22 protein-coding genes and 1 pseudogene are annotated in these 21,379 nt (G+C 36.0%); 10 read left to right on the top strand and 13 right to left on the bottom strand.

Translation table 11 applies throughout. The annotated features are described in order from the left end of the window. The first annotated feature begins 55 nt into the window (after nt 1-55). The 5 genes from IPP61_15550 (at nt 56) to IPP61_15530 (ending at nt 3,148) form a co-directional block, all read left to right on the top strand. Nucleotides 56-571, top strand: a complete 516-nt coding sequence (locus tag IPP61_15550; protein ID MBL0326572.1) for a hypothetical protein — start codon at nt 56-58, stop codon at nt 569-571. Between the two features lie 3 nt (nt 572-574). Beyond that, the gene (locus IPP61_15545) at nt 575-1,066 is read left to right on the top strand and encodes a ClbS/DfsB family four-helix bundle protein (protein ID MBL0326571.1); all 492 of its coding nucleotides are present in this window, start codon (nt 575-577) and stop codon (nt 1,064-1,066) included. A 168-nt stretch (nt 1,067-1,234) separates the two neighbouring features. Further along, nucleotides 1,235-1,654 (top strand): acyl-CoA thioesterase, encoded by a 420-nt coding sequence (locus IPP61_15540; GenBank protein ID MBL0326570.1) that lies wholly within the window; start codon nt 1,235-1,237, stop codon nt 1,652-1,654. 50 nt (nt 1,655-1,704) lie between these two features. Further along, nucleotides 1,705-2,115 (top strand): SRPBCC family protein, encoded by a 411-nt coding sequence (locus IPP61_15535; protein ID MBL0326569.1) that lies wholly within the window; start codon nt 1,705-1,707, stop codon nt 2,113-2,115. A 190-nt stretch (nt 2,116-2,305) separates the two neighbouring features. Then, entirely contained in the window at nt 2,306-3,148 is an 843-nt protein-coding gene (locus IPP61_15530; GenBank protein MBL0326568.1) for a glutaminyl-peptide cyclotransferase, read from the top strand. A 23-nt stretch (nt 3,149-3,171) separates the two neighbouring features. On the opposite strand, the gene IPP61_15525 is transcribed toward IPP61_15530, so the two are convergent. After that, entirely contained in the window at nt 3,172-3,447 is a 276-nt protein-coding gene (locus IPP61_15525; GenBank protein MBL0326567.1) for an Lrp/AsnC ligand binding domain-containing protein, read from the bottom strand. Between the two features lie 246 nt (nt 3,448-3,693). Between IPP61_15525 and IPP61_15520 the strand changes: the two genes are divergently transcribed. After that, a complete protein-coding gene (locus tag IPP61_15520) occupies nt 3,694-4,083 on the top strand; it encodes a hypothetical protein (GenBank protein MBL0326566.1) in 390 nt (129 codons plus the stop codon). A gap of 72 nt (nt 4,084-4,155) precedes the next feature. Here IPP61_15520 and IPP61_15515 read toward each other — a convergent pair whose 3' ends face one another. The 9 genes from IPP61_15515 to polA all read right to left on the bottom strand — a co-directional run bounded on the left by IPP61_15515 (nt 4,156) and on the right by polA (nt 13,578). Further along, nucleotides 4,156-4,611 (bottom strand): GNAT family N-acetyltransferase, encoded by a 456-nt coding sequence (locus tag IPP61_15515; GenBank protein MBL0326565.1) that lies wholly within the window; start codon nt 4,609-4,611, stop codon nt 4,156-4,158. Beyond that, nucleotides 4,593-6,035, bottom strand: coding sequence for a sodium:solute symporter (locus IPP61_15510; protein ID MBL0326564.1), 1,443 nt, complete (start codon nt 6,033-6,035; stop codon nt 4,593-4,595). Before IPP61_15510 ends, IPP61_15515 begins: the two co-directional genes overlap by 19 nt. Before the next feature lie 106 nt (nt 6,036-6,141). Next, on the bottom strand, nt 6,142-6,774 hold the full coding sequence (locus tag IPP61_15505) for a PorT family protein (GenBank protein MBL0326563.1): 633 nt from the start codon (nt 6,772-6,774) through the stop codon (nt 6,142-6,144). A gap of 357 nt (nt 6,775-7,131) precedes the next feature. After that, nucleotides 7,132-7,800 carry a PorT family protein gene (locus IPP61_15500; protein ID MBL0326562.1) on the bottom strand — a complete coding sequence of 223 codons (669 nt, stop codon included), beginning with the start codon at nt 7,798-7,800 and terminating at the stop codon, nt 7,132-7,134. Nucleotides 7,801-7,978: 178 nt separating this feature from the next. Next, complete coding sequence (locus IPP61_15495; protein ID MBL0326561.1) at nt 7,979-9,010, bottom strand: EFR1 family ferrodoxin; 1,032 nt, start codon at nt 9,008-9,010, stop codon at nt 7,979-7,981. Nucleotides 9,011-9,032: 22 nt separating this feature from the next. Then, the gene (locus tag IPP61_15490; protein MBL0326560.1) at nt 9,033-9,443 is read right to left on the bottom strand and encodes a DUF3788 family protein; all 411 of its coding nucleotides are present in this window, start codon (nt 9,441-9,443) and stop codon (nt 9,033-9,035) included. 84 nt (nt 9,444-9,527) lie between these two features. Further along, nucleotides 9,528-10,160, bottom strand: a complete 633-nt coding sequence (locus IPP61_15485; protein ID MBL0326559.1) for a hypothetical protein — start codon at nt 10,158-10,160, stop codon at nt 9,528-9,530. A 17-nt stretch (nt 10,161-10,177) separates the two neighbouring features. Further along, nucleotides 10,178-10,600 carry a hypothetical protein gene (locus tag IPP61_15480; GenBank protein ID MBL0326558.1) on the bottom strand — a complete coding sequence of 141 codons (423 nt, stop codon included), beginning with the start codon at nt 10,598-10,600 and terminating at the stop codon, nt 10,178-10,180. A 158-nt stretch (nt 10,601-10,758) separates the two neighbouring features. After that, complete coding sequence (polA, locus tag IPP61_15475; GenBank protein ID MBL0326557.1) at nt 10,759-13,578, bottom strand: DNA polymerase I; 2,820 nt, start codon at nt 13,576-13,578, stop codon at nt 10,759-10,761. Nucleotides 13,579-13,648: 70 nt separating this feature from the next. Between polA and IPP61_15470 the strand changes: the two genes are divergently transcribed. Next, nucleotides 13,649-15,028, top strand: a complete 1,380-nt coding sequence (locus IPP61_15470; protein ID MBL0326556.1) for a vanadium-dependent haloperoxidase — start codon at nt 13,649-13,651, stop codon at nt 15,026-15,028. Between the two features lie 11 nt (nt 15,029-15,039). On the opposite strand, the gene IPP61_15465 is transcribed toward IPP61_15470, so the two are convergent. Further along, nucleotides 15,040-15,315 carry a type II toxin-antitoxin system RelE/ParE family toxin gene (locus tag IPP61_15465; GenBank protein ID MBL0326555.1) on the bottom strand — a complete coding sequence of 92 codons (276 nt, stop codon included), beginning with the start codon at nt 15,313-15,315 and terminating at the stop codon, nt 15,040-15,042. Beyond that, nucleotides 15,312-15,527, bottom strand: a complete 216-nt coding sequence (locus IPP61_15460; GenBank protein MBL0326554.1) for a hypothetical protein — start codon at nt 15,525-15,527, stop codon at nt 15,312-15,314. Before IPP61_15460 ends, IPP61_15465 begins: the two co-directional genes overlap by 4 nt. Nucleotides 15,528-15,692: 165 nt before the next feature. On the opposite strand from IPP61_15460, the gene IPP61_15455 reads away from it, so the two are divergent. From IPP61_15455 to IPP61_15445, 3 genes are read left to right on the top strand one after another with little or no spacing between them, the layout of a single operon-like run. Next, on the top strand, nt 15,693-16,940 hold the full coding sequence (locus tag IPP61_15455; protein MBL0326553.1) for an aspartate kinase: 1,248 nt from the start codon (nt 15,693-15,695) through the stop codon (nt 16,938-16,940). Between the two features lie 56 nt (nt 16,941-16,996). Further along, nucleotides 16,997-17,206 (top strand): type II toxin-antitoxin system VapB family antitoxin, encoded by a 210-nt coding sequence (locus IPP61_15450; protein ID MBL0326552.1) that lies wholly within the window; start codon nt 16,997-16,999, stop codon nt 17,204-17,206. Then, the gene (locus IPP61_15445) at nt 17,187-17,585 is read left to right on the top strand and encodes a PIN domain-containing protein (GenBank protein MBL0326551.1); all 399 of its coding nucleotides are present in this window, start codon (nt 17,187-17,189) and stop codon (nt 17,583-17,585) included. Before IPP61_15450 ends, IPP61_15445 begins: the two co-directional genes overlap by 20 nt. Before the next feature lie 6 nt (nt 17,586-17,591). Here IPP61_15445 and metH read toward each other — a convergent pair. Then, a pseudogene (gene metH / locus IPP61_15440) lies at nt 17,592-21,346 on the bottom strand (methionine synthase). Nucleotides 21,347-21,379: the final 33 nt, after the last annotated feature.

Here is a 21,379-nt window from a genome sequence, read left to right as displayed (position 1 = left end):
CGGTTTTTTTCTCTATTTTTTTACATTAATTGATTTATTGACTGACAATAAATAAATGAAAACTCTTATTTTATATTTTCATATTTTTTTATTTGCAGGATTATCTCATTCTTGCCAAAAAATCAATATCGGTCAAAACGGCACCGTGGACTTTTATCTGCTTGATAAATATTCCACCATAAACCAAAGCTGCCGCATTGATGAGAATTCGGCTAAAACTGAGAAAGAACCTATTATCAAATATGAAGACCTGCTCTTGTACGACAATGAAACCTATACTTTTCAATTGTCCGAAAATGCGGCAGAAACTGTAAAAAATCTTCATCCTTCAGTTTATGGGCTTCCATTTGCCATTAAAGCCAACGATGAACTCATTTATACCGGTTATTTCTGGCCTTCATATTCTTCGGCATCCTGTTCCTGGATTACCATTGACCCTGTAATGATGGAGGATAACAAAATAATAATAAAAAAGGGTTATCCAGGTCAAATTGAAGGTGAAACCATCCCCGACAAACGTAATGACGAGAGAATTCTCAGTATTTTTAGAAAAGACAAAAAGCTTAGATAAATAATGGCACGGCCTACTTCAAAAATCGAACTCCTAAATCAAAGCGAAGGGAATTTCAAAAAGCTAATGGCTTTGGTTGAAAGCACCGAAAATCCAGAACGAGAGTTTTTACCAGGAACTATGAACCGAAATATTAGAGATGTTTTGGCTCATTTGCATCATTGGCACCTCATGATGATCGACTGGTACACCGTAGGCATGAGCGGCCAAAAGCCTGAAATACCCGCCCCAGGCTATACCTGGAAGACCACTCCCCTGCTCAACCGCAAGATTTGGGAAGACTTTCAAGCTTCGGTTCTGGAAGAGGTAAAGGAGAAACTCATTGCATCGCATGTGAACATAACTGCACTTATAGAAAAACACAGCAACGAGGAGCTATTTGAAAAGAAAAGATACCGGTGGACCGGCACTACCTCGTTAGGAGCCTACTTTATAGGTGCCACCTCGAGCCACTATGATTGGGCTTTGAAATTGATTAAGAAGGGGTTGAGGTAAGATATTTTTGTGTCTTGAAAATTCGTTTTCAAAATATTTCTAAATAATTCCTTCATTTAAATAATTAAAAATCGCATAAAATTGAATCTCATATAGAATAATCAACATTTAGCGAATTCAAGAAAATCCAAACCTTTTTAGTTAATTTTGGAATAAAAAGCCTGAATGATGATAAAATTTGAACTGAATGATTTTCCATTAGTTACTTTTGACAAACTCAGATATTCTGATACTGACAGCCAGGGTCATGTCAACAATGCTGTTTTTTCAACTTTTTTAGAAACCGGTAGAGTAGAAATACTTTACAATTCGGGAATTCCGATTGCCATGGAGGATTCTAGCTTTGTAATTGCTTCACTAAAACTGGATTTCATTCACGAAATCAAATGGCCGGGACAAATTGATATTGGCACCGGGATCACAAAAATAGGAAATAGTTCTATTGTTATTTTTCAGATGCTTTTTCAGAATGAAATCCTCACAGCAAAGGCAGAAACCGTAACTGTACAGGTAAACAAAAAAGATGGCAAAAGCTCAGCTTTAAGTCAGTTTGCAAAAGATATTTTAAGCAAATGGTTGTTGAATTAGTCAAGAAAATTAGGCTTTTCTAAAAGTGCAAACTAAAGTAATTCATGATATTGAAATTTAAGATTGATAAATCACCAAAATTAGTATATGATTATCTGACTGATATGACAAAATTTGTCCTGGTTCATCCTGTTATTACAAAAATTGACAAAATTGGTGATGCAGAGTATTTAATTCATGAAACTTTAAAGTTTGGATTTCTTCCTTTAAATTTCACATATCCAGTGTCTATTGATCAAAATTCCGTAGAAAAAACCGTGGAAATGAATGCAATTGTGATGAAATTAACAAAGATTAAATTAAAATTTTCCATAACACCTGAAGATGAGTTCGCCATAATTGAAGAAAAAATCTCGATTAAGTCAATGTTTCCCATCAAATCAATTTTACAAAGTATTTTTAGAAAACAGCACAAAATACTTTTTCAAAATATTGAAAGAGAGGCTTTTAATTTACATTGAATAAGAAAAGTAATCAATTGAATAGGTATTGTTGCATAATTTTTGGCTTTAGAAAAGTTGGATTACAAACTGAATAAGACAAATTTCAGGTGCTTAATAAATAAATTTTCATTTTAGCCTATGATTCGGAATTTTGCATTTTGGGCAGAAATAAACTTTTATGGTTGTTTTGCCTGAAGCAAAAATAATAATGAAAAATACAACGTTAATATCAGAAAAAATGTCTTATTCCTCTTACGCTTACTTACTGGTTTTCAGTAGCTTTATTATCCGCTGTGATTTCACAAAAAATGAATCCCAAACTGAAACCGATACTCCTTCCTCTCAAAACATTGCCTACCAAATAGTTGGAGATTTTCCACATGATACCACTTCATTTACAGAAGGATTTTTAATTCATAATGGTGAGCTTTGGGAAAGTGGTGGTGGCCCCGAAGAAATACCTTTGGCAAAGTCGATGTTTGGAACTGTAAACCGTGAAACGGGTAAAGTAAATATCAAAGTTGAGCTGGAAAAAAAAGTATATTTTGGAGAGGGAATTTGTATCCTGAATAATAATATCTATCAGCTCACTTACAAAAACCAGAAAGGTTTTGTATATGATCTCAAAACTTTGAAAAAAATTAAAGAATTCACTTATGCAAACACTGAAGGTTGGGGGTTAACTACTGATGGTAAATCGCTTATAATGACAGATGGCACTTATGAAATAACCTTTCTCGATCCTGAGAGTCTGAGTGTAATCAAAAAATTGGCAGTGAAAGAAAATGGATATGCGATTGACAAAATCAATGAACCAGAATGGGTAAACGGTTTTATTTTTGCCAATATTTGGATGACAAACACTATTGTAAAAATAGACCCGGCAAATGGCCAGATCGTTGCAAAAGCCGATTTGGGAGAACTTGCATCTCGAGCTAAAAATCAATACGCAGGGTCAATGGAAATGAACGGAATTGCTTTTGATTCGGGCAAAAATCAATTATTGGTAACGGGTAAGTTATGGCCAAAAATATTTGTTCTTCAACTTTAATATTTACCGGTCTTGTAACGTTTTCAACTCCCCAAATCAAACATCCCTTCCAGGTCATGTTTTGAAAGCACCCGGAAAGCCACCATGGATTCTGTGCGGGTGATGCCTTCTATTTCCGTGATTTTGCCGGTCATTAGCTCTGCCAGGTCATCATGATTTTTCAGCCTGATCAGAGCCACTAAATCGTATCTCCCACTCACCGAAAAAACTTCTGTAACCCCATGAATGGCAGCCAGTTGGTCGCCAACTTTACTTATTTTTTGCCGTTCGGCATTGATTAATACTATAGCAGTTGTCATTTATTATTTGGTCTTTGTTAATTTAGATTTCTCTCGATTTCTCCGAAAATTACATAATTTTTTGGATTAATTTCAATATCGATACCACTTGATTTTTATCAATAAGAAGAGTATTTTCTTTGGTGATTTTTTCAAGTTTATCTCCTAAACTAAAATTATATCCCGTGCATTTAATATTTTTAATTGACTGATAATCATCATTTTTATTTTGTATAATTTACTTAAAATTTGTTTTATTTTAAAATTATGAAAGTAAGACTTTTTTCAGCAAAAGTTATATTGTCGGTTTTTTTCCTTTTCAATATTTTTGGATGTGATGAAAGGTGCGAAGAAATGGTTAGTCCTACCTTTATGCTCACAATGGTAAATGATTCTAAAGAAGACGTTCACCTTTATACAAATGGAGAAACTATAGGGCCAAATAATAAGTTGGCTCCCGGAGAAAAGCGATCGAAAGAAATCCAAAGGACCAAACTTCAAACTGGCGGAACAATAAAAAATTCCTATGAATCTTTGGATGTCATAGTAGTAGCCGGTAGAAATGGTGTTACTATTACTGCCACTAATTTTACTATTGTTGACCAAAACACCAGAAAGGTTTATTGGGATGGATCTGGCTTTAGCTATGATAAGTAACTGTATTTAAGCCAATAATTTACATTATTAATATAATTAAATCTCCCGATTGGCAATGGAAGAGACTTTTTTTTACCTTTTCCAAAGTAATATTTCATCAAAACCAGGTTTTATGAAGTCTTTAAGCACCCCAATTTCCTCAAATCCATACTTTTCATAAACTTTTCGGGCATGTGTATTAAAAGATGAAACACACATAAACACATTGGGCGAAATCTTATGAATATGGTTCTCACAGAACTTTAGAATTTGGTTTGCAATACCTTGACCGCGATATTCTTCCGCCACGAGAAGTGTCTGAATATAACCACGAAACGTACCGCACATCTGTAAAATTACAAATCCTGCAATTTTACCACTTTTCCAAACCGAAAAGATCTCTTTGCATTCACCCTCAAAAGCCTTCAAACAGCGTTCTTTATCCATTCCGAGTGTAATCCAGGGATCCGTGGCCACCATCATGGCCGCACATTTGTCAAAAATCTCCTGACGGGTTTCTGGCAAAAAAACTATTTCTTTATTATCCATAATAATATTATTGTAAAAATAGCATTAATCAAAATGTTCAAAAAACCAAGACTAAAACCCTGACTTTCAAGCCAATAATTTAACCCAAAAGTTAAAACCGGAGCTGTAATAGCCATATAAGGCACGAACTTTTCATTGAATTTGATCTTCGTAAATAATCCAATCAGAAAAATACCCAAAAGCGGTCCGTAGGTATATCCTGCCACTTTAAATATTGAGTTAATGATAGATCCTTCTGAGTTCCAAAATGAAAGAACAATCAAATACATAACCAGGTTAACAGCAATCAAAACGGTGTTTTTCAGTTTCTTTTTTGAAGCATCTGATTTTTTCTCAAAATCGAAGAAGTCATAACTCAGGCTTGTTGTAAGTGCAGCTATGCAACTGTCAATACTGGCGAAAGTTGAAGCCACCACTCCAATAAAAAAAGCAATCACTCCTATGCTTCCAAAATAATTCATCGTCAGTGTTGGAAACAATTCATCAGGACTGGTAAACTTCCCACCTTCTGATGGCAATTGAAGGCCTTTTTGAGTAGCAAACATGTAAAGTAATACTCCCAGAAACAAAAATAGTGTTTGAGCAGAAGCAATAAAAAAACTGAAAGTGAGCACATTGCGTTTGGCATCAGTTGCATTGTTTACTGTTAGTGTTTTTTGCATCATGCTTTGATCCAAACCAACCAATGCCACCGTGATCAAAAATCCGGAAATAAATTGCTTGAAAAAATTGGTGCCGGAATTAAGGTCAAAATCAAAAAATTTGAATTTAGGATCTGCGATAATAGCATTCAAAATACTCTTTTCCCCTGTATCCAAAGCTTTTACAATGGAAAAAATCGAGATCACGATTACCGAAATCAAAAACAAAGATTGTAATGCGTCGGTCCAAACAATGGTTTTTATGCCTGATTGATTGGTATAAAGCCAAATCATGACCAAAACCAATAAAATTGTTAATGCCGGCGGAATATTTAATTGGTCAAAAAATGCTTTCTGAAGGATTTTTACAGACAATAACAAACGTAATGCGGCACCAAACGACTGTGAAACCATAAAAAACGAAGCTCCGGTTTTGTAGGTGACTTCACCGAAGCGGTTTTGCAGATAAGTATAAATCGAAACGAGTTTTTGTTTGAAAAATATGGGTATCAATATAAAAGCTATAAATAAATACCCTAGAATAGTTCCTAAAATAAATTGAAAATAGTAAAGGTTTTCATTCCCAACATTTCCGGGAATCGATACGAGGGATACAGCCGAAATTCCACTTCCAATCATCCCAAATGCTACTAAAAGCCAGGGAGATTTATGGTCACCATCAAAAAAAGTATTAGCCTTAGATTTTCGCGAGGTTATCCTTGATACAATCATTAGTATCAGGAAATATCCAAATATGATAAGTAAAAGATAATTTGTTGACATTTCTGGTTTTTACAGGGTATAATGCTAATGTAATAATTTTTATAAAAAAAAGACAGCCAATTAAAAAAATGGCTGCCTTCAATCATTGAAAAATATCAATTATACCTTATTTGTTAAGAAAATAAGTGAAATTTACTCCAATTGCAAGGTTTGAAGTACGGTAATCACTATCGCCATCTGGATCAAGATTGGCCAATCCAAAATTAAAGTTTAATCCTAATTGTAAATTCTCTTTTCTAACACCAGCCCCTATTCCTAAACCATAATCTAATCTTTTAAGATCATCGCCAAAATCAATAGACTCTGTTTCCGACTCAGAATCACCATCGTAGGAATATTTTAATTTTAATTTACCATTTAGACCCACACCTACATACGGCCCCACAGAACCAAAAACCTGCATATCATTATCTAGTTCATGATATAGCTTTGCAAAAATTGGAATTTCTAAATAATTTAATCCAAACTTGACAGTCAATTTTTCACCATCTTCAGACTCGCTATAGCGAGTGCCTTTTTGAGAAAATAACAATCCTGATTCAACAAAAATAGTTTCGGTTAGAGGATACTCGCCGATTACACCCAAATTTAAGCCCGGTTTAAATCCATTTTCCTCACTGTCTTTGATAAGCAGATTGGATAAGTTGACCCCTGCCCTAAGGCCGATTTCTTGTGAAAAAGCATTAAAACTTCCTGCAAAAAGGAAAAAGAAAAGAACTAAGTGGCTGATTTTTTTCATGAAAAAAGAGATTTATGTTTAAAATTTATTTACGGATTAATTATAAGATAAAAATATGAAAAAATAATTAAAGAAAAAATAAAAGTCGGATTTCAAGAAACTAATAAAGGTTCATAACCAATATTCCGAAATTTGAATCCTACTTGTTTTATAGAATAAAGATTTGAGATAATTTTTTAAATTGAAATAACATTAATAAAATTCGGTAATCGATGCTTTTTAAATGATTTTATATATCCTAACTTACTTGTAATCGAAAAATAATAATCCTTTTGGTTTTAATATTCATTCTCCGAATTGGAAAAATAGCATAAAAAAAGGAGAGTCTCCTCTCCTCTTTTTATCACACGGATTATTTTATTTTAAAAAATAACTTAGAGAAATTCCTATCACCCGATTTGAGAATTTATTGTCGGCATCTCCACCGGGAGCAATATTGGCAAGTCCATAATTGTAATTGATACCAAACTGGAGTTTTTCCATAGCCACGCCAACTCCTACTCCAACCCCATAATCCAGTCTTTTAAAATCGCTGTCTTCATCAGAGCCAAAAACTAATTTTTCTGAATCTGATTCTGATTCACCATCTACAGTAATTTTATATTTGGAATTACCTAAAACTCCGGCACCGACATAAGGTCCAACGGTTGCAAAAACTTTCATGTCGTTTTCGAGTTCGAAATAAGCTTTGATATTTAAAGGGATATCGGCATAAATAACACTTGCAGAGCCAGAATAAGAATAATTATATCCATCTTCTTCTTCACTGCCACTCATGCGATAGCCTTTTTGATTTAAAATAAGGCCCAATTCCACTGCAAGTTTTTCAGAAAGCGGCATTTCAGCCAAAAGTCCGGCATGGAATCCGGCTCTGATTTTCAGATCATCATTAAAGTTTTCTCCTTCAGAAACATAAGAGATATCTGCTAAACTGGCACCAATCTTAACGCCTATTTTTTGTGCAAAGGTAAAAGATGTGAAAAATAACAAAATTACGGGAATTACTAACCACCTGCATGTTTTCATGATTTAAGGATATTTAGTTATAAAATAGTTAATACAAACCAAAAAAATCAAAGCATTTTAAATGTACATTTTATGGAAATTTTATGCTCTAAACTTCTAAAATATTACTTATTATTCCAATGATAAAACTCATATAATCATTTAAAAACACATATTTTTATTTAAGGCCATATTTGGTTTACTTTTTTTTATCTTTTGTAACCATTGATTTGTATCTGCCCCAAAACTTATAGAAAGTCAAGGAAGAATGTGCTATCAGTTTGGCAATGAAATTATTTCTAAGTATCTGATGCTGAATATAATATAAAAAATATAAGATTAAAAAGAAAATAAGGTTCGTTACCAGAAATTTAGCAATTACTCCCAATTGGAAATCAAAAGAAAGAAATCTAAAGATTATGGCGGTTACAATAGAATAGACTAAAAAGCTTACTATACCGAGTACATTTGAAACCTCAATAGCATTCTGCGGGCAATTGTTCATGCAATGCATACAGTTTTCGCATTTGTGTGTCCAAAAAGGCCTGCCATTGACTTCGACGATGGCGTCAACAGGACAATCTTTTATACAAATACCACAGTTGTCACAATGATGTGAAGCATAAAATGTTTTGGCTAAAAAGAAACGACCAAAAAAGTAATACAAAAAACTAATGGGGGCAATCAATACATCCTGAATAATTTCTCGTCTGGAAATAAATAAATTATTCCCCCTAAACAGCATTTCACAATGTTTTTCGACACGGTTTTTAATCACCTCATGGATAAAACCTGATGCATTTGGTCTAATAGCCGGATGGAGGGAAATCCAATTTGACGGCATATCATAAGGAATTTGCCCCTGTATGGTGTATCCTTTTATTTTTAACCACAAACTGCTAAGGAAAAAAGCAATGCCGGTCAATCCTGGAGTAACCCAATTTCCAATTTTCATTCCACCACGGGTATTCATGAGCACTACCTGGTTTGAGCCTTTGGGGAAATTTCGGATGAAATCGAGGGTAATTTTAGGGAAATTAAACCCATGGATGGGGGAGATAATAAAAATTGATGAGCCCTTTTCAGGCACCTCAAAAGATTTGAATTTTATGTGTGCAATATTGTGAAGGTGGCATGGTATCAAGTGTTTTTGAGCCTGATGATTGATCCAAAGTGCTATTCTTTTGGCATTGCCTGTACCTGAAAAAAAATAGATTTCGATACTTTTCATAGCATTTCAGAGTGAAGATATATTATTTCAGACTCATTTTATATTTGATTATTTCATTTAGATCCGAAAACAATTTTTGGTTGTGTATATCCAAAGTCAAAGGAATAAACTTGCCTATATGAACACCATTATTTAAAAGTTCTACTATTTGCCTGTTTACAGGTAAATCTAAGATGCCTGTTAGTGTTTTTTCTGAAAAATAGAATGTGATTTTAAAATAACCTTCCCACACTGAAAGCCAAAAAACCGTTTTTTTCTTAAAGCTAACTTTACATAACCAGGCTTTTCCGTCTTTATAAAAATTCCATTGATAAATCAATCCAAGACGCTCAATTAAATCTTTTTCCAAAGTTTGATATGCTCCAAAGGCATCACCCAAGGCTTCGGCAAGAACTTCACTGGAAATTGGAATATTTGGATCTCGTAATAACATAAATTTATGAAATAAACGGGACTTCCATTTTAAAACAGAAGCCCCGAGCGGTTTATTTAAGGGTATAGATAAATGATATATTGCTTAATTTTTACTAAAAAACCTCACTTCTTTACTGCTTCCATCTTCGAAATAGGCCTTGAAACCCACAACACCGAATTTATGATTCAAGATATATTCTATTTTGGATACACCTGCTACAGGACGACCCGTCTCTCCCACTTTCATGACTTTTATGTTCATCATTCCCCATCCATAATCATCAGTGGTTGATTTATATTCCACTTCTCTGGTAATTTTTTTCCCATCAACTTTGATAGAGTAGGAATCGCCAACTTTATCATCGTATTTAACCAATGTAAAATTTCCCTCATCATAAACATTTTGAATACCCTCTTCAGTAATTCGGTATTTTTTTGTGACACTTAAGGTATTTCCGTTCCATTTAAATTCCGGCACTGACTTAGCCATTTCCAGAATTACCGGGTCTGAAATCGTTAGACTTGCCGAAATATCACTCACACCTGCATCTAAAGTCTTAACTTCGGCTTTAAATCCATTTACCCCAGATATACTTCCGAGTGAAAACGTATTGCCTACTTCACCTATTACAGATTGATCTCCACCCAATTTTGAATCCGGATTTGCAGAATCAAATAAATCACAGGAAGTCAATCCAACTAATAAAAAAAGGGATGTGAAATGTAATATTTTCATTTTATTTAATATTTAAATTACCTGCAAATAATTCTGAAATACACATAATAAACCAATATAAAGAAAAGAAAAGAAAGCATAGAGATGGGAAAAATGATATATCCATAAAACAGGAAATAACAGATCAACCAAAGCACCATTGTAAACTTAAAAGCGAAAAAAAATGCTTTTAACCTTAATTCATTTAGCAGAAAATTTTCGTTTTTTTCCTGAGTCAAAACCAAAAGTAATATTCCTGAAATCAGGAACAAAAAACCAAGTTCGTCCATAGCGTTGGTCTGGACCATACTGAAAGTACGGTTTTCAATATATGTACTGGCAATGGCAAATACCGGAATGTTTAAAAATTCGGGTTTTATGCCTCTGAGGTAGAAAATAAGAAATAATATTCCTGTAGGGATAAGAAAATATGAATATACTTTATATCGGTTTGCTAACATTTCATGGTGTCCTGACCATTCTGGAATAATCGTCAGGTACTATTATTATCAGCGAAACTATATTTTATTCAAGAACAATCCAATGACCAAAATCATGCTTATATACATTTGTAAATAAACAGTTTGATATCAAGTAAAACAAAATCAATTTAGTGAATCTAATGTGCCTCCAGCCAGTTCTTTCCTACTCCAATTCCTGTCTCAATTTTTACATTCATCGGAATAGCCGTAGCCATGAAATAATCGACTTTTTCTTTCAATAGTTCAATTTCAGAAATGTGAGCATCAAAGACCAATTCGTCATGCACCTGGAGAATCATCTTTGACTTTAGGTTTTCCTGCCTAAAGTAATCATGAATATTAATCATGGCTACTTTAATCAAATCAGCCGCTGAACCCTGAATCGGAGCATTTATGGCGTTTCTTTCGGCAAATCCACGGTTAGTTTGGTTACCTGAATTGATATCTCTGAGGTATCTTCTTCTGCCCAAAATCGTTTCCACGTATTTCAAGTCTCGTGCGTTGTTGATACAGGCATCCATAAAGGTCTTAACTTTTGGAAATTGTCCAAAATAATTATCAATAATATCCTTCGCTTCCCCTCTTGGAATTCCTAGCCTTTGAGCCAATCCGAAAGCTGAAATGCCGTATATTATCCCAAAATTGACCATTTTGGCTTTTCTTCTCATGTCTCCGGTGACATCTGCCAAACCTACTCCAAAAACCTTGGAAGCGGTGGTAGAGTGAATGTCAATTCCCTGGTTAAAGGCCTCCAGCATACTTTCATCACCACTGAAAGCGGCCATTATTCTGAGCTCAATCTGCGAGTAATCGGCAGAAAGTATCAAATGTTCGCTGTCTCTCGGAATAAATGCTTTCCTGATTTCCCGGCCTCGTTCGGTCCTGATAGGTATATTTTGCAGATTGGGATTGGTACTACTCAGTCGGCCAGTAGCCGTAACTGCCTGATTGTATGAAGTATGAATCCTGCCTGTTTTCTTCGAAATAAGCTGAGGAAGGGCTTCTACATAAGTGCTTTTGAGTTTACTGAATTCCCGAAAATCAAGAATTTTCTGAACAATTTTATGCTCCGCTTCGTAATTACTGAGAATATCTTCACCAGTGGCATATTGCCCGGTTGGAGTCTTTTTGGGTTTCTCATCAATTTTCATTTTTTCGAAGAGAATCTCGCCCAGTTGCTTGGGTGAACCCACATTAAATTCCATTCCTGCAATTTCGAAAATCTCCATCTGGGTTCTAACCAAATCCTTTTGAAGCGTTTCCTGCAATTCGGCAAGTGCCATTACATCCAGTTTCACCCCTTCCCGTTCCATTGCACTCAGTACCCGCACCAAAGGTACTTCTACCGCGGTCAACAGTTTTTCCTGGTTAGTTTTCCGAAGTTCTTTATCAAGAATATGCTTGAGTTGCATGGTCACATCGGCATCTTCCGCGGCATATTCTTTGATTTTTTCCAACGGAACATCCCGCATATTTCCCTGCTTTTTACCTTTTGTACCTATCAAAGTTTCAATCGATACTGGTTCATAATTTAGATAATTAGCAGCAAGATAGTCCATCCCGTGCCTTTGCTCTGGCTCTACTATATAATGAGCCAACATGGTATCATAAAGCTCGCCTTTCAGGTCAATTCCATAATTTGCCAAAATTGTAAGGTCATATTTCAGGTTTTGAGCAATTTTCCTGATTTTTTCATTTTCAAAAACCTGTCTGAATTCCTCTAGTATCGTTTTAGCTTCTTCCTGATTAGCCGGGAATGGAATGTAATAGGCTTCATGAGGTCTATATGCGAAAGAAAGCCCTACAATTTCGGCATCAATAGCCTCAATATCAGTAGTTTCTGTATCAAAACACAGCTCTTCCTGTGCCATTAGATATTCAATCAATTCAGCCCTTTCTTCAGATGCCTGAATCAAATAATATTCATGCACCACTGTATCAATGGTATCTTTTTCACCTTTAGTCTCATTGCTGTCTTCCTCAGTGTCTGCTTCACCAAAAAGGTTCATTTGAGAACTGGTATCTGCTGCTTTTTTAGTTTTGGGAGCTGGTGAATTGACCTGAGCTGAGGGCGTGCCATCAGCATTTTTAATAAGTCGGGTTTTCAAAGTTCTGAATTCCAGCTCGTCAAGTAATGCCGAAAGTTCCTCATAATGAGGTTCTTCGTAAAGCAGATCTTTTTCATCAAATGCCACTGGAACATCCAATTCTATTTTTGCCAGATACTTTGACATCAAAGCTGACTCTTTCCCTGCTTTTATCTTTTCTCCCATTTTACCGGGTACTTTGTCGGCATTTTCAAGTATTCCTTCCACAGAATCATAAAGATCAAGCAACTTAGCCGCTGTTTTCTCCCCTACCCCAGGTATTCCGGGAATATTATCCACTTTATCGCCCATCAACCCCAGCATATCAACCACCTGGTCAATGCGTTTAATGTCCCATTTGGCCAAAACTTCAGGTACACCCATTATTTCAACACCATTGCCCAGAAATGCCGGTTTATATAAGAAAATATGCTCATCTACTAACTGACCATAGTCTTTGTCGGGTGTGTACATGAAAACATCAAATTCGTCTCTGGGTGCTTTTTTGGCCAGGGTTCCAATCACGTCATCGGCTTCGAAGCCATCTTTTTCAATCAAAGCGATATTCATGGCCCTTACCAACCTTTTTACAAGGGGTATGGCCACAGTGATGTCCTCAGGTTGTTCCTCACGATTTGCCTTGTATTCCACAAAGTGCTCATGTCTAAAAGTGGGGGCTTTTGTATCAAAACACACTGCCAGGTGGGTTGGCTTCTCTTTCTTAATCACTTCCAACAAAGTATTGGTAAAACCAAAAACGGCACTTGTATTGAGGCCTGTTGAAGTAATTCTGGGGTTTTTGATAAAAGCAAAATGGGCTCTGTAAATCAGTGCCATGGCATCAAGCAAAAATAATTTTTTTGGACGCATGCAAAAGAAAAGGTTTTGATGTTAAATTCGAATCCGAAACCAAAATACGGCATTTTCTGTCAAGCATAAAATGAAAAAGGCATTTTTACTAATATTTACCGCCATACACTCTTTTTCACAGGTTCCTCAAAGGAGAGAATTTCAGGAAGGAAATACCACAGAACTAATTATTTATGAAAAAGCTCTTCCTGCTAAAACTTATGACTTCAAGACCTCAGATTTACAAGTAAAATGGCATGTTTTAGTGATGGATTTGCTCGAGCAAACTCCCGGTTACACACCTTTGGTGGCAGCCAGAAATATTGCATATATTAACCTGGCGGCTTATCAATCTATTTTGCCGGCTTATAAAAACCTAAGAAGTTTATCAGGTCAATTGCAGGGTTTTGTGGTTCCGCCGGAGTATTTGGTAGATTCTTCAGATTTTATTCCGGAACTAGCTTTAAACAATGCGATTTTTGCGACTATGGATAAATTCTTTCTAGCAGCTCCTTATGTATATATGGAAAGAGTTTTGGCACATAAAGACTCGGTAGATTCCCAATTTTCGAAAAATCAAAGTAAACTCGCAGTGATGAAATCAAAAAATTATGGTATTTCAGTTGCCGAATTGATTTTGAAATATGCCGAAAGAGATGGTGCTAAAGAAAGTACTTACAGGAGTTATGATATTAATTACAAATTACCAAAATGCGACAGTTGCTTTGAAATAAACCGAACTGCAGATTTAGAAAATACTGGGCCTTTGCATCCTGACTGGGGAAAAGTTCGGACATTCATTGCTGACAACCAGAAAGAATCGGATATAAGGCCAGGTTTTGATTTTTCGATTTATAAAGATTCTAAATTTTACAAGCAGGCATTGGAAGTTTACACCGTCTCAAAGGAAGTAACTCCGGGATCTGAAAAGCACAGGATTGCCAATTTCTGGGACGATGCCGCAACATACACTTATACACCAATTGGTCACTCTCTTTCGATTTTGACGCATATTTTCAGGAATAATCCCACAAGCATTGATTCTGCTGCGGTATTGTACGCTAATCTGAGCCTTGCTATGCACGATGCCTTTGTGATTACATGGGGATTAAAATATAAATACAATCTTATAAGACCGGTAGCATATATCAAAAAATACATAGATAGTGCATGGGAAACCACCTTATTGACTCCGCCATTTCCCGAATTCCCATCAGGACACTCAGCACAATCGGCGGCAATGGCCACTGTTTTGACCAAATATATGGGCGACAGTACTGGTTTTACAGATTACTCAAAATATTGGACAGGAGCACCTAAAACATTTAAAAATTTCTTGGAATCGGCCAATGAAACGAGTATTTCAAGACTTTACGGAGGAATTCACTATCGGGAAGGATTGGATAAAGGGCAGTTGGTAGGTAAACTGGCAGGTGAAAATGCTTTGAAATTGAAGTTTTTTGGGGATTGAATTTGAAAAAATTACATTTTCAAAAATCTGCGGGTATGTAATATTTTCAAAACTATTATTCTGTCACCTTTAATTAAATAGTGAATTCCAAAAGGAAAACGATTTAAGAACGCTATTCTTATTTTCCGGTATCTTTCCTGAAATTGCATTGGATTTGCTTTAACTTTACCGATTGAATCCCAAAAATCTTGATAAAACTTTTGGGATAATTGGGGCGAAATCTTGTGGTAAAAATTGTATCCTTCCCAATAATCAACCAATGAACCATCCTGAAAACTAAGTTTCATTTTTGTTCAGTCTTATATTTAAATTCCTCTTCAGAGAGTAAATTTAGTTTTCCATTTTCCAACTCAGATAGCATGGTGTCCATAATTTTTTTATAATCATTTGACAACTCCAGCTCAGAAGGAAACACTTCAAAATGAGCTCCTATTTTATTTAAATAGTCTTTAAAAGTTGAAATTTCATTTTCGGGAATTGTGACTTTGAAAGTGGTCATATATATCTTAAGATTATTGATTCAAATATAGGTAAAATATGAATTTTTAGAAAAATATATTTGATTGCACATTTATGAAATTAAAATTGATTCTCTGAATGCAAATCTGGAATTTGAAATTCAATTATATTTGATACAAAATCTTAAGATAATTTTTAATTTTTTATGCTTGTTTTCAAATTTGGTGGAGCTTCGGTCAAAGAGCCGGAAGGCGTTAAAAATCTGGTAAAAATACTGGAACATTTTGAAGGAAATAATATTCTTGTGGTAGTATCGGCCATGGGAAAAACCACCAATGCAATGGAAGAAGTGGTTAAATCGGCATATTTCAAAAAGGAAAATCTTGAAGAAAAAATAGAAGTTGTAAGGGCATTTCATACTGATTTGATTTTGGGTTTATTCAAAAATCCTGACCCTATTCTCAATTTTTTAGATGACAAAATCAATGAAATAAGAATTAAATTTGAAAGGTATAACGGGGAAAAATTTGATGAGTTTTACGACCAGATTGTATCATTTGGTGAGATTCTATCCACCAAAATCATCTCTTATTATTTTGAAGAAATCGATCTTATGCACAAATGGTTGGATTCCCGAAAATATATAAAAACCGATTCCACTTTCAGAGAAGGAAAAGTAAATTGGGATGTCACCAAAAGTAGTATTGAATTAATCGACCAGGATTTTCCGCTTTATATCACTCAGGGTTTTTTAGGTGGCACATCAGACGGGAAAACCACCACTTTGGGTCGCGAAGGCTCAGACTACTCCGCCTCTATATTCGCCCATTGCCTTGGTGCTGAATCTGTTACGATTTGGAAAGACGTTCCGGGTGTTTTGTGTGCAGACCCACGGCTTTTTGAAAACCCCGGAAAATACGAGCAACTAAGCTATCAGGAAGCCATTGAAATGACCTATTATGGAGCTACGGTTATCCATCCCAAAACCATCAAACCTTTACAAAATTCGGCCATTCCATTGTTTGTTAAGCCATTTTTACATCCATCTGAATCAGGTACAGTTGTTGACGACAAACCATTTACTCAGACCGACTTACCTTCAGTTATTGTAAAAAAAAATCAGGTTTTGATTTCTATTTCTACCCTGGATTTTTCGTTTGTGACAGAAGCAAACATTTCCAATATTTTTGAAATAATAGCCCGGCATAATCTTAAATGCAATCTGAGTCAAAACTCTGCGATGAGTTATACAGTTTGTCTCGATTTTGATGAAATGAAATTTGACGATCTGAAAGCAGACTTGCAAAAACGATTCAAAATATTGTATAATACTGACCTTGAACTTATTACGGTTCGTCATTATCAATCTGAAACTTTAAAAAATATTACTGAAGGCAGAAAAGTCTTCGTTGAGCAGCTCAGTAGAAATACGGCTCAGGTGGTGGTGAGGTAAGGAAAATTTTTATTTTTAATGTTTATGTGTATTTTTGCACAATTAAATGTGTATAAATGAGAACTAACATAGTTTTGGACAGTCAACTTATTGACAGAGCAATGAATTTATCAGGCCATAAGACAATGCGTGCTTTAATTAATGAGGCACTAAAAGAATACATTAAAAGACAGGAAATCAAGCAATTGACTGAATTTAAAGGTTCAAATGTTTGGGAAGGTGATTTAAATGAAATGAGAAGCAGTAATTATGCTGAAACTTATTGATTCTTCCACATGGATAGATTATATCCGAGGTATTGACAATAAACAAACCAAAATTCTCCACAAAGAAATTGAAAATGGGGGAAATATTATTTGCATATGCCCAATAATTATTCAGGAAGTTTTGCAAGGATTTAAGGATGATTTAGCTTATCAAAAATTCAAAAAACTTTTCCTTAATATAAATACACTTGTCTTGCCTGAACCTGAAGCATCTATAAAAGCTGCAGAAATATACCGAACTCTGAGGAAACACGGAATTTCAATCAGGAAAATAAACGACTGTATTATAGCCAATTATGCATTAGAATATAATCTAACATTAATTCATAATGATGCCGACTTCGAGAATATTGCAAAGATATTCCCCCTTAAATTCTGATTAGTCTCAATAATTCAACACCGGACTCAACCATCTTTCGGCCAATTCGATATCCTTTCCCGATTTCGAGGCATAGTCTTCCACCTGATCATTGTTGATTTTACCTAAACCAAAATATTTGGACTGAGGGTGAGCATAATACATGCCGCTCACTGCAGATGCCGGCCACATAGCCAGACTTTCAGTCAACTTTATACCAATTGCTTGTTCAGCATCTAATAGTCTGAAAATCGTCTCCTTCAAGGTGTGGTCAGGACAGGCAGGATAACCAGGTGCCGGTCTGATTCCCTGATATTTTTCCTTAATGAGCTCTTCTGTATTGTATTGTTCATCTGCAGCATAAGCCCAGTATTCAGTTCTGACTTTTTTGTGTAAAAGCTCTGTAAATGCCTCGGCAAATCTGTCGGCCAATACTTTCACCATAATCGCATTGTAATCATCATGGGTCTTTTCAAATTCTTTGGCTTTTGCCTCAGCACCAAAAATGGCTACAGCAAATGATCCGAAATAATCTTTTATTCCGCTTTCTTTTGCTGCTATAAAATCAGCAATTGATAAATTGGGTAAACCTGAACCTTTCTGGCCTTGTTGCCGTAAATGCTGCAGTTGGCCAATTACTTTTTCACGTTTCTCGATATAAATTTTATGATCATGAGCGAGTGACGAACAACTGCTGCTGTGCCCTTCATCATTGATTTCAAAGTCATATATCAACTGAGAATCATCGTTTTCGGTAGCTGTTGGCCAGAAACCAATTACAGCCCTGGCTTCAAACCATTTCTCAGAAATAATTTTCTTCAACATGGCTTGTGCATCATCAAATAGCTTTTGGGCCTCGGTACCTACTACTGCATCATTTAAAATCTTTGGATAATGTCCATGCAAATCCCAGGACTGGAAGAATGGCGTCCAGTCGATGTAGTCAGCTATTTCTTTTAAACTGTATTTCTCTAAAACTTTTGTTCCTAAAAACTTAGGTTTTACAGGCTGATAGTCATCAAAGCTTATTTGAAGTTTATTTTTCTGGCATCAGCGATAGAAATATAGTTTTTGGCAGTTTGACGGCTTTCATATTCTTCTCTGAATCGGGCATAATCTTCTTTAAAAGATTGAATATAATTCTTACTTAAATCTTTACTCAAAAGGTTACTAACTGCAGGAACTGATTTGGAAGCATCCAAAACATGAACTACCGGGCCGCTGTAATTAGGATCAATTTTGACTGCGGTATGTACCCTGGAAGTGGTGGCTCCACCAATTAAGAGCGGAATCTTCATTCCTCTTTTCTCCATTTCTTTGGCCATAAAGACCATTTCATCAAGTGAAGGAGTTATTAATCCACTCAAACCAATGGCATCGACCTGATGTTCTTCAGCAGCAGCAAGGATTTTCTCAGCCGGCACCATTACACCTATATCAATGATTTCGTAATTGTTGCAAGCTAAAACAACACCGACGATGTTTTTTCCGATATCATGTACGTCACCTTTAACTGTGGCGAGCAAAATCTTTCCATTATTGGTAGTAGTATTTCCAGTCCTGAGTTTTTCGGCTTCTAATGCAGGCAAAAGATACGCCACCGCCTTTTTCATAACTCTTGCCGACTTCACCACCTGAGGCAGAAACATCTTTCCAGAGCCAAAAAGATCCCCTACCACGTTCATCCCATCCATTAGAGGACCTTCAATAATGTGAAGTGGCTGTGGATATTTATCGAGGGCCTCCTGCATATCTTCATCGGTGAAATCTACGATTCCTTTAACTAATGAATGGGTAATGCGTTTTTCTAAAGGTAAACTTCTCCATTCCTGGGCTACAACTTCTGTTTCTTTTCCGGTCCCTTTCAGACCTTCGGCCAATTCAAGCAATCTCTCTGTTGCGTCCTCCTTTCTGTTTAATAAAACATCTTCAACCGCATCCAATAAGTCTTTCGGAATGTCATCATAAACTTCCAGCATGGCAGGATTCACTATTCCCATGTCCATACCAGCCTGGCGTCCATGATACAAAAATGCAGAATGTATGGCCTCTCTTACCCGGTCATTTCCTCTGAATGAAAATGAAACGTTACTCACACCACCACTCACATGGGCATGAGGAAGATTTCCTCTAACCCATTTGGTAGCCTCAAAAAATGAAATGGCATTGATTTTATGTTCCTCAATTCCGGTAGCGACAGGGAAAATATTTAAATCAAATATGATATCTTGAGCAGGGAAACCTACTTTTTGGGTCAAAATATCATAAGAACGTTTCGCTATTTCAATCCTTCTGGCTGTAGTATCGGCCTGACCGTCTTCATCAAAGGCCATCACGATAACAGCCGCTCCAAACATTTTTACGGTCTTTGCCTGTTTGATAAATTCCGCTTCACCCGCTTTCAGCGATATGGAATTCACTACACCTTTTCCTTGCACACATTTTAATCCGGCCTCAATGATTTCCCATTTTGAAGAGTCAATCATGATAGGCACTTTAGATATTTCCGGTTCAGCTGCAATGAGATTCAGAAATGTGGTCATTGATTCCACGCCATCCAGCATACCTTCGTCCATGTTGATGTCAATCACATTGGCACCACCTTCCACCTGATTCTGAGCAACAGAAAGAGCTTCTTCAAACTGACGGTTTTTTATTAACCTTAAAAATTTCTTTGAGCCGGTCACATTGGTTCTCTCTCCCACATTTACAAAACCAAGTTCCTTGGTAAGTGTCATTGGCTCCAGCCCACTAAGCCTTAAAAGCGGTTCTATTTCAGACTTTATCCTGGGTTGATAATTTTGAGCGATTTCAGCAAATGCTTTAATATGACCGGGGGTAGTTCCACAACATCCACCCAAAATATTCACATAGCCTTCTTCCAGAAATTCTTTGACTTGTGAGGCCATAAACTCCGGACTTTCATCATATTGTCCCATTTCATTGGGCAGCCCGGCGTTGGGATATACACTTATTAAGCAATCTGCTACTCTCGAAAGCTCTGCCAGATATGGCTTCATGGCACGAGCACCCAGAGCACAATTCAAACCAATGGATAGCAGATTTCCATGAGAAACAGAATTGTAAAATGCCTCGGAGGTTTGACCGGTGAGCGTTCTTCCCGACTGGTCAGTAATAGTTCCTGAAACCATAATAGGCATTTCAAAATCAGGATTTTTTAATTTTCTTTCATCTATTACCTCATTAGCAGCATAAATGGCAGCCTTGCAATTAAGTGTATCAGTCACTGTTTCAATCAATAGCACATCCACACCGCCATCAATCAGCCCATTTACCTGTTCTTTAAATGCCACCACCAATTCTTCAAAGGTAATAGCTCTAAATCCCGGATTATTTACATCAGGTGAAAGAGAAGCCATTTTTGTAGTGGGTCCCATTGAGCCCGCCACAAATCTTGGTTTTTCAGGATTCTTCAAAGTATAATCATCTGCTGCTTTTCTCGCAATTTTGGCACCCTCCAGATTCAGCTCATAAACCAGCTCCTCCATGTGGTAATCAGCCATAGCCACAGTCGTGCCACTGAAGGTGTTGGTTTCTATTATATCAGCACCGGCATCAAGGTACTCTTTATGTATGGCCTCAATCACATCGGGTCGGGTAATCGAAAGCAGGTCATTATTTCCTTTTATATCATGAGGGAAATCTTTAAATCGCTCTCCACGGTAATCGGCATCAGTAAGTTTGTATCTTTGAATCATGGTGCCCATTGCTCCATCCAAAATCAATATCCTTTTCCCTAATGTCTCTTTAAGTCTGCTCATTAAGCTTATCTTTTTTTTGCAAAAATAATCAAA

This window comes from Cytophagaceae bacterium, assembly GCA_016722655.1.
Classification (GTDB): domain Bacteria; phylum Bacteroidota; class Bacteroidia; order Cytophagales; family Spirosomataceae; genus Leadbetterella.
The sequence above is the reverse complement of the archived record's forward strand: the minus strand, read 5'-3'. Positions and strand labels throughout refer to the sequence as shown.

Excerpts from the sequence above, each read along its gene's own strand:
- IPP61_15550 (MBL0326572.1), top strand. The coding sequence starts at position 56 with ATGAAAACTCTTATTTTATATTTTCATATTTTTTTATTTGCAGGATTA.
- IPP61_15545 (MBL0326571.1), top strand. The coding sequence starts at position 575 with ATGGCACGGCCTACTTCAAAAATCGAACTCCTAAATCAAAGCGAAGGG.
- IPP61_15540 (MBL0326570.1), top strand. The coding sequence starts at position 1,235 with ATGATAAAATTTGAACTGAATGATTTTCCATTAGTTACTTTTGACAAA.
- IPP61_15530 (MBL0326568.1), top strand. The coding sequence starts at position 2,306 with ATGAAAAATACAACGTTAATATCAGAAAAAATGTCTTATTCCTCTTAC.
- IPP61_15525 (MBL0326567.1), bottom strand. The coding sequence starts at position 3,447 with ATGACAACTGCTATAGTATTAATCAATGCCGAACGGCAAAAAATAAGT.
- IPP61_15520 (MBL0326566.1), top strand. The coding sequence starts at position 3,694 with ATGAAAGTAAGACTTTTTTCAGCAAAAGTTATATTGTCGGTTTTTTTC.
- IPP61_15515 (MBL0326565.1), bottom strand. The coding sequence starts at position 4,611 with ATGGATAATAAAGAAATAGTTTTTTTGCCAGAAACCCGTCAGGAGATT.
- IPP61_15510 (MBL0326564.1), bottom strand. The coding sequence starts at position 6,035 with ATGTCAACAAATTATCTTTTACTTATCATATTTGGATATTTCCTGATA.
- IPP61_15505 (MBL0326563.1), bottom strand. The coding sequence starts at position 6,774 with ATGAAAAAAATCAGCCACTTAGTTCTTTTCTTTTTCCTTTTTGCAGGA.
- IPP61_15500 (MBL0326562.1), bottom strand. The coding sequence starts at position 7,800 with ATGAAAACATGCAGGTGGTTAGTAATTCCCGTAATTTTGTTATTTTTC.
- IPP61_15495 (MBL0326561.1), bottom strand. The coding sequence starts at position 9,010 with ATGAAAAGTATCGAAATCTATTTTTTTTCAGGTACAGGCAATGCCAAA.
- IPP61_15490 (MBL0326560.1), bottom strand. The coding sequence starts at position 9,443 with ATGTTATTACGAGATCCAAATATTCCAATTTCCAGTGAAGTTCTTGCC.
- IPP61_15485 (MBL0326559.1), bottom strand. The coding sequence starts at position 10,160 with ATGAAAATATTACATTTCACATCCCTTTTTTTATTAGTTGGATTGACT.
- IPP61_15480 (MBL0326558.1), bottom strand. The coding sequence starts at position 10,600 with ATGTTAGCAAACCGATATAAAGTATATTCATATTTTCTTATCCCTACA.
- polA (MBL0326557.1), bottom strand. The coding sequence starts at position 13,578 with ATGCGTCCAAAAAAATTATTTTTGCTTGATGCCATGGCACTGATTTAC.
- IPP61_15470 (MBL0326556.1), top strand. The coding sequence starts at position 13,649 with ATGAAAAAGGCATTTTTACTAATATTTACCGCCATACACTCTTTTTCA.
- IPP61_15465 (MBL0326555.1), bottom strand. The coding sequence starts at position 15,315 with ATGAAACTTAGTTTTCAGGATGGTTCATTGGTTGATTATTGGGAAGGA.
- IPP61_15460 (MBL0326554.1), bottom strand. The coding sequence starts at position 15,527 with ATGACCACTTTCAAAGTCACAATTCCCGAAAATGAAATTTCAACTTTT.
- IPP61_15455 (MBL0326553.1), top strand. The coding sequence starts at position 15,693 with ATGCTTGTTTTCAAATTTGGTGGAGCTTCGGTCAAAGAGCCGGAAGGC.
- IPP61_15450 (MBL0326552.1), top strand. The coding sequence starts at position 16,997 with ATGAGAACTAACATAGTTTTGGACAGTCAACTTATTGACAGAGCAATG.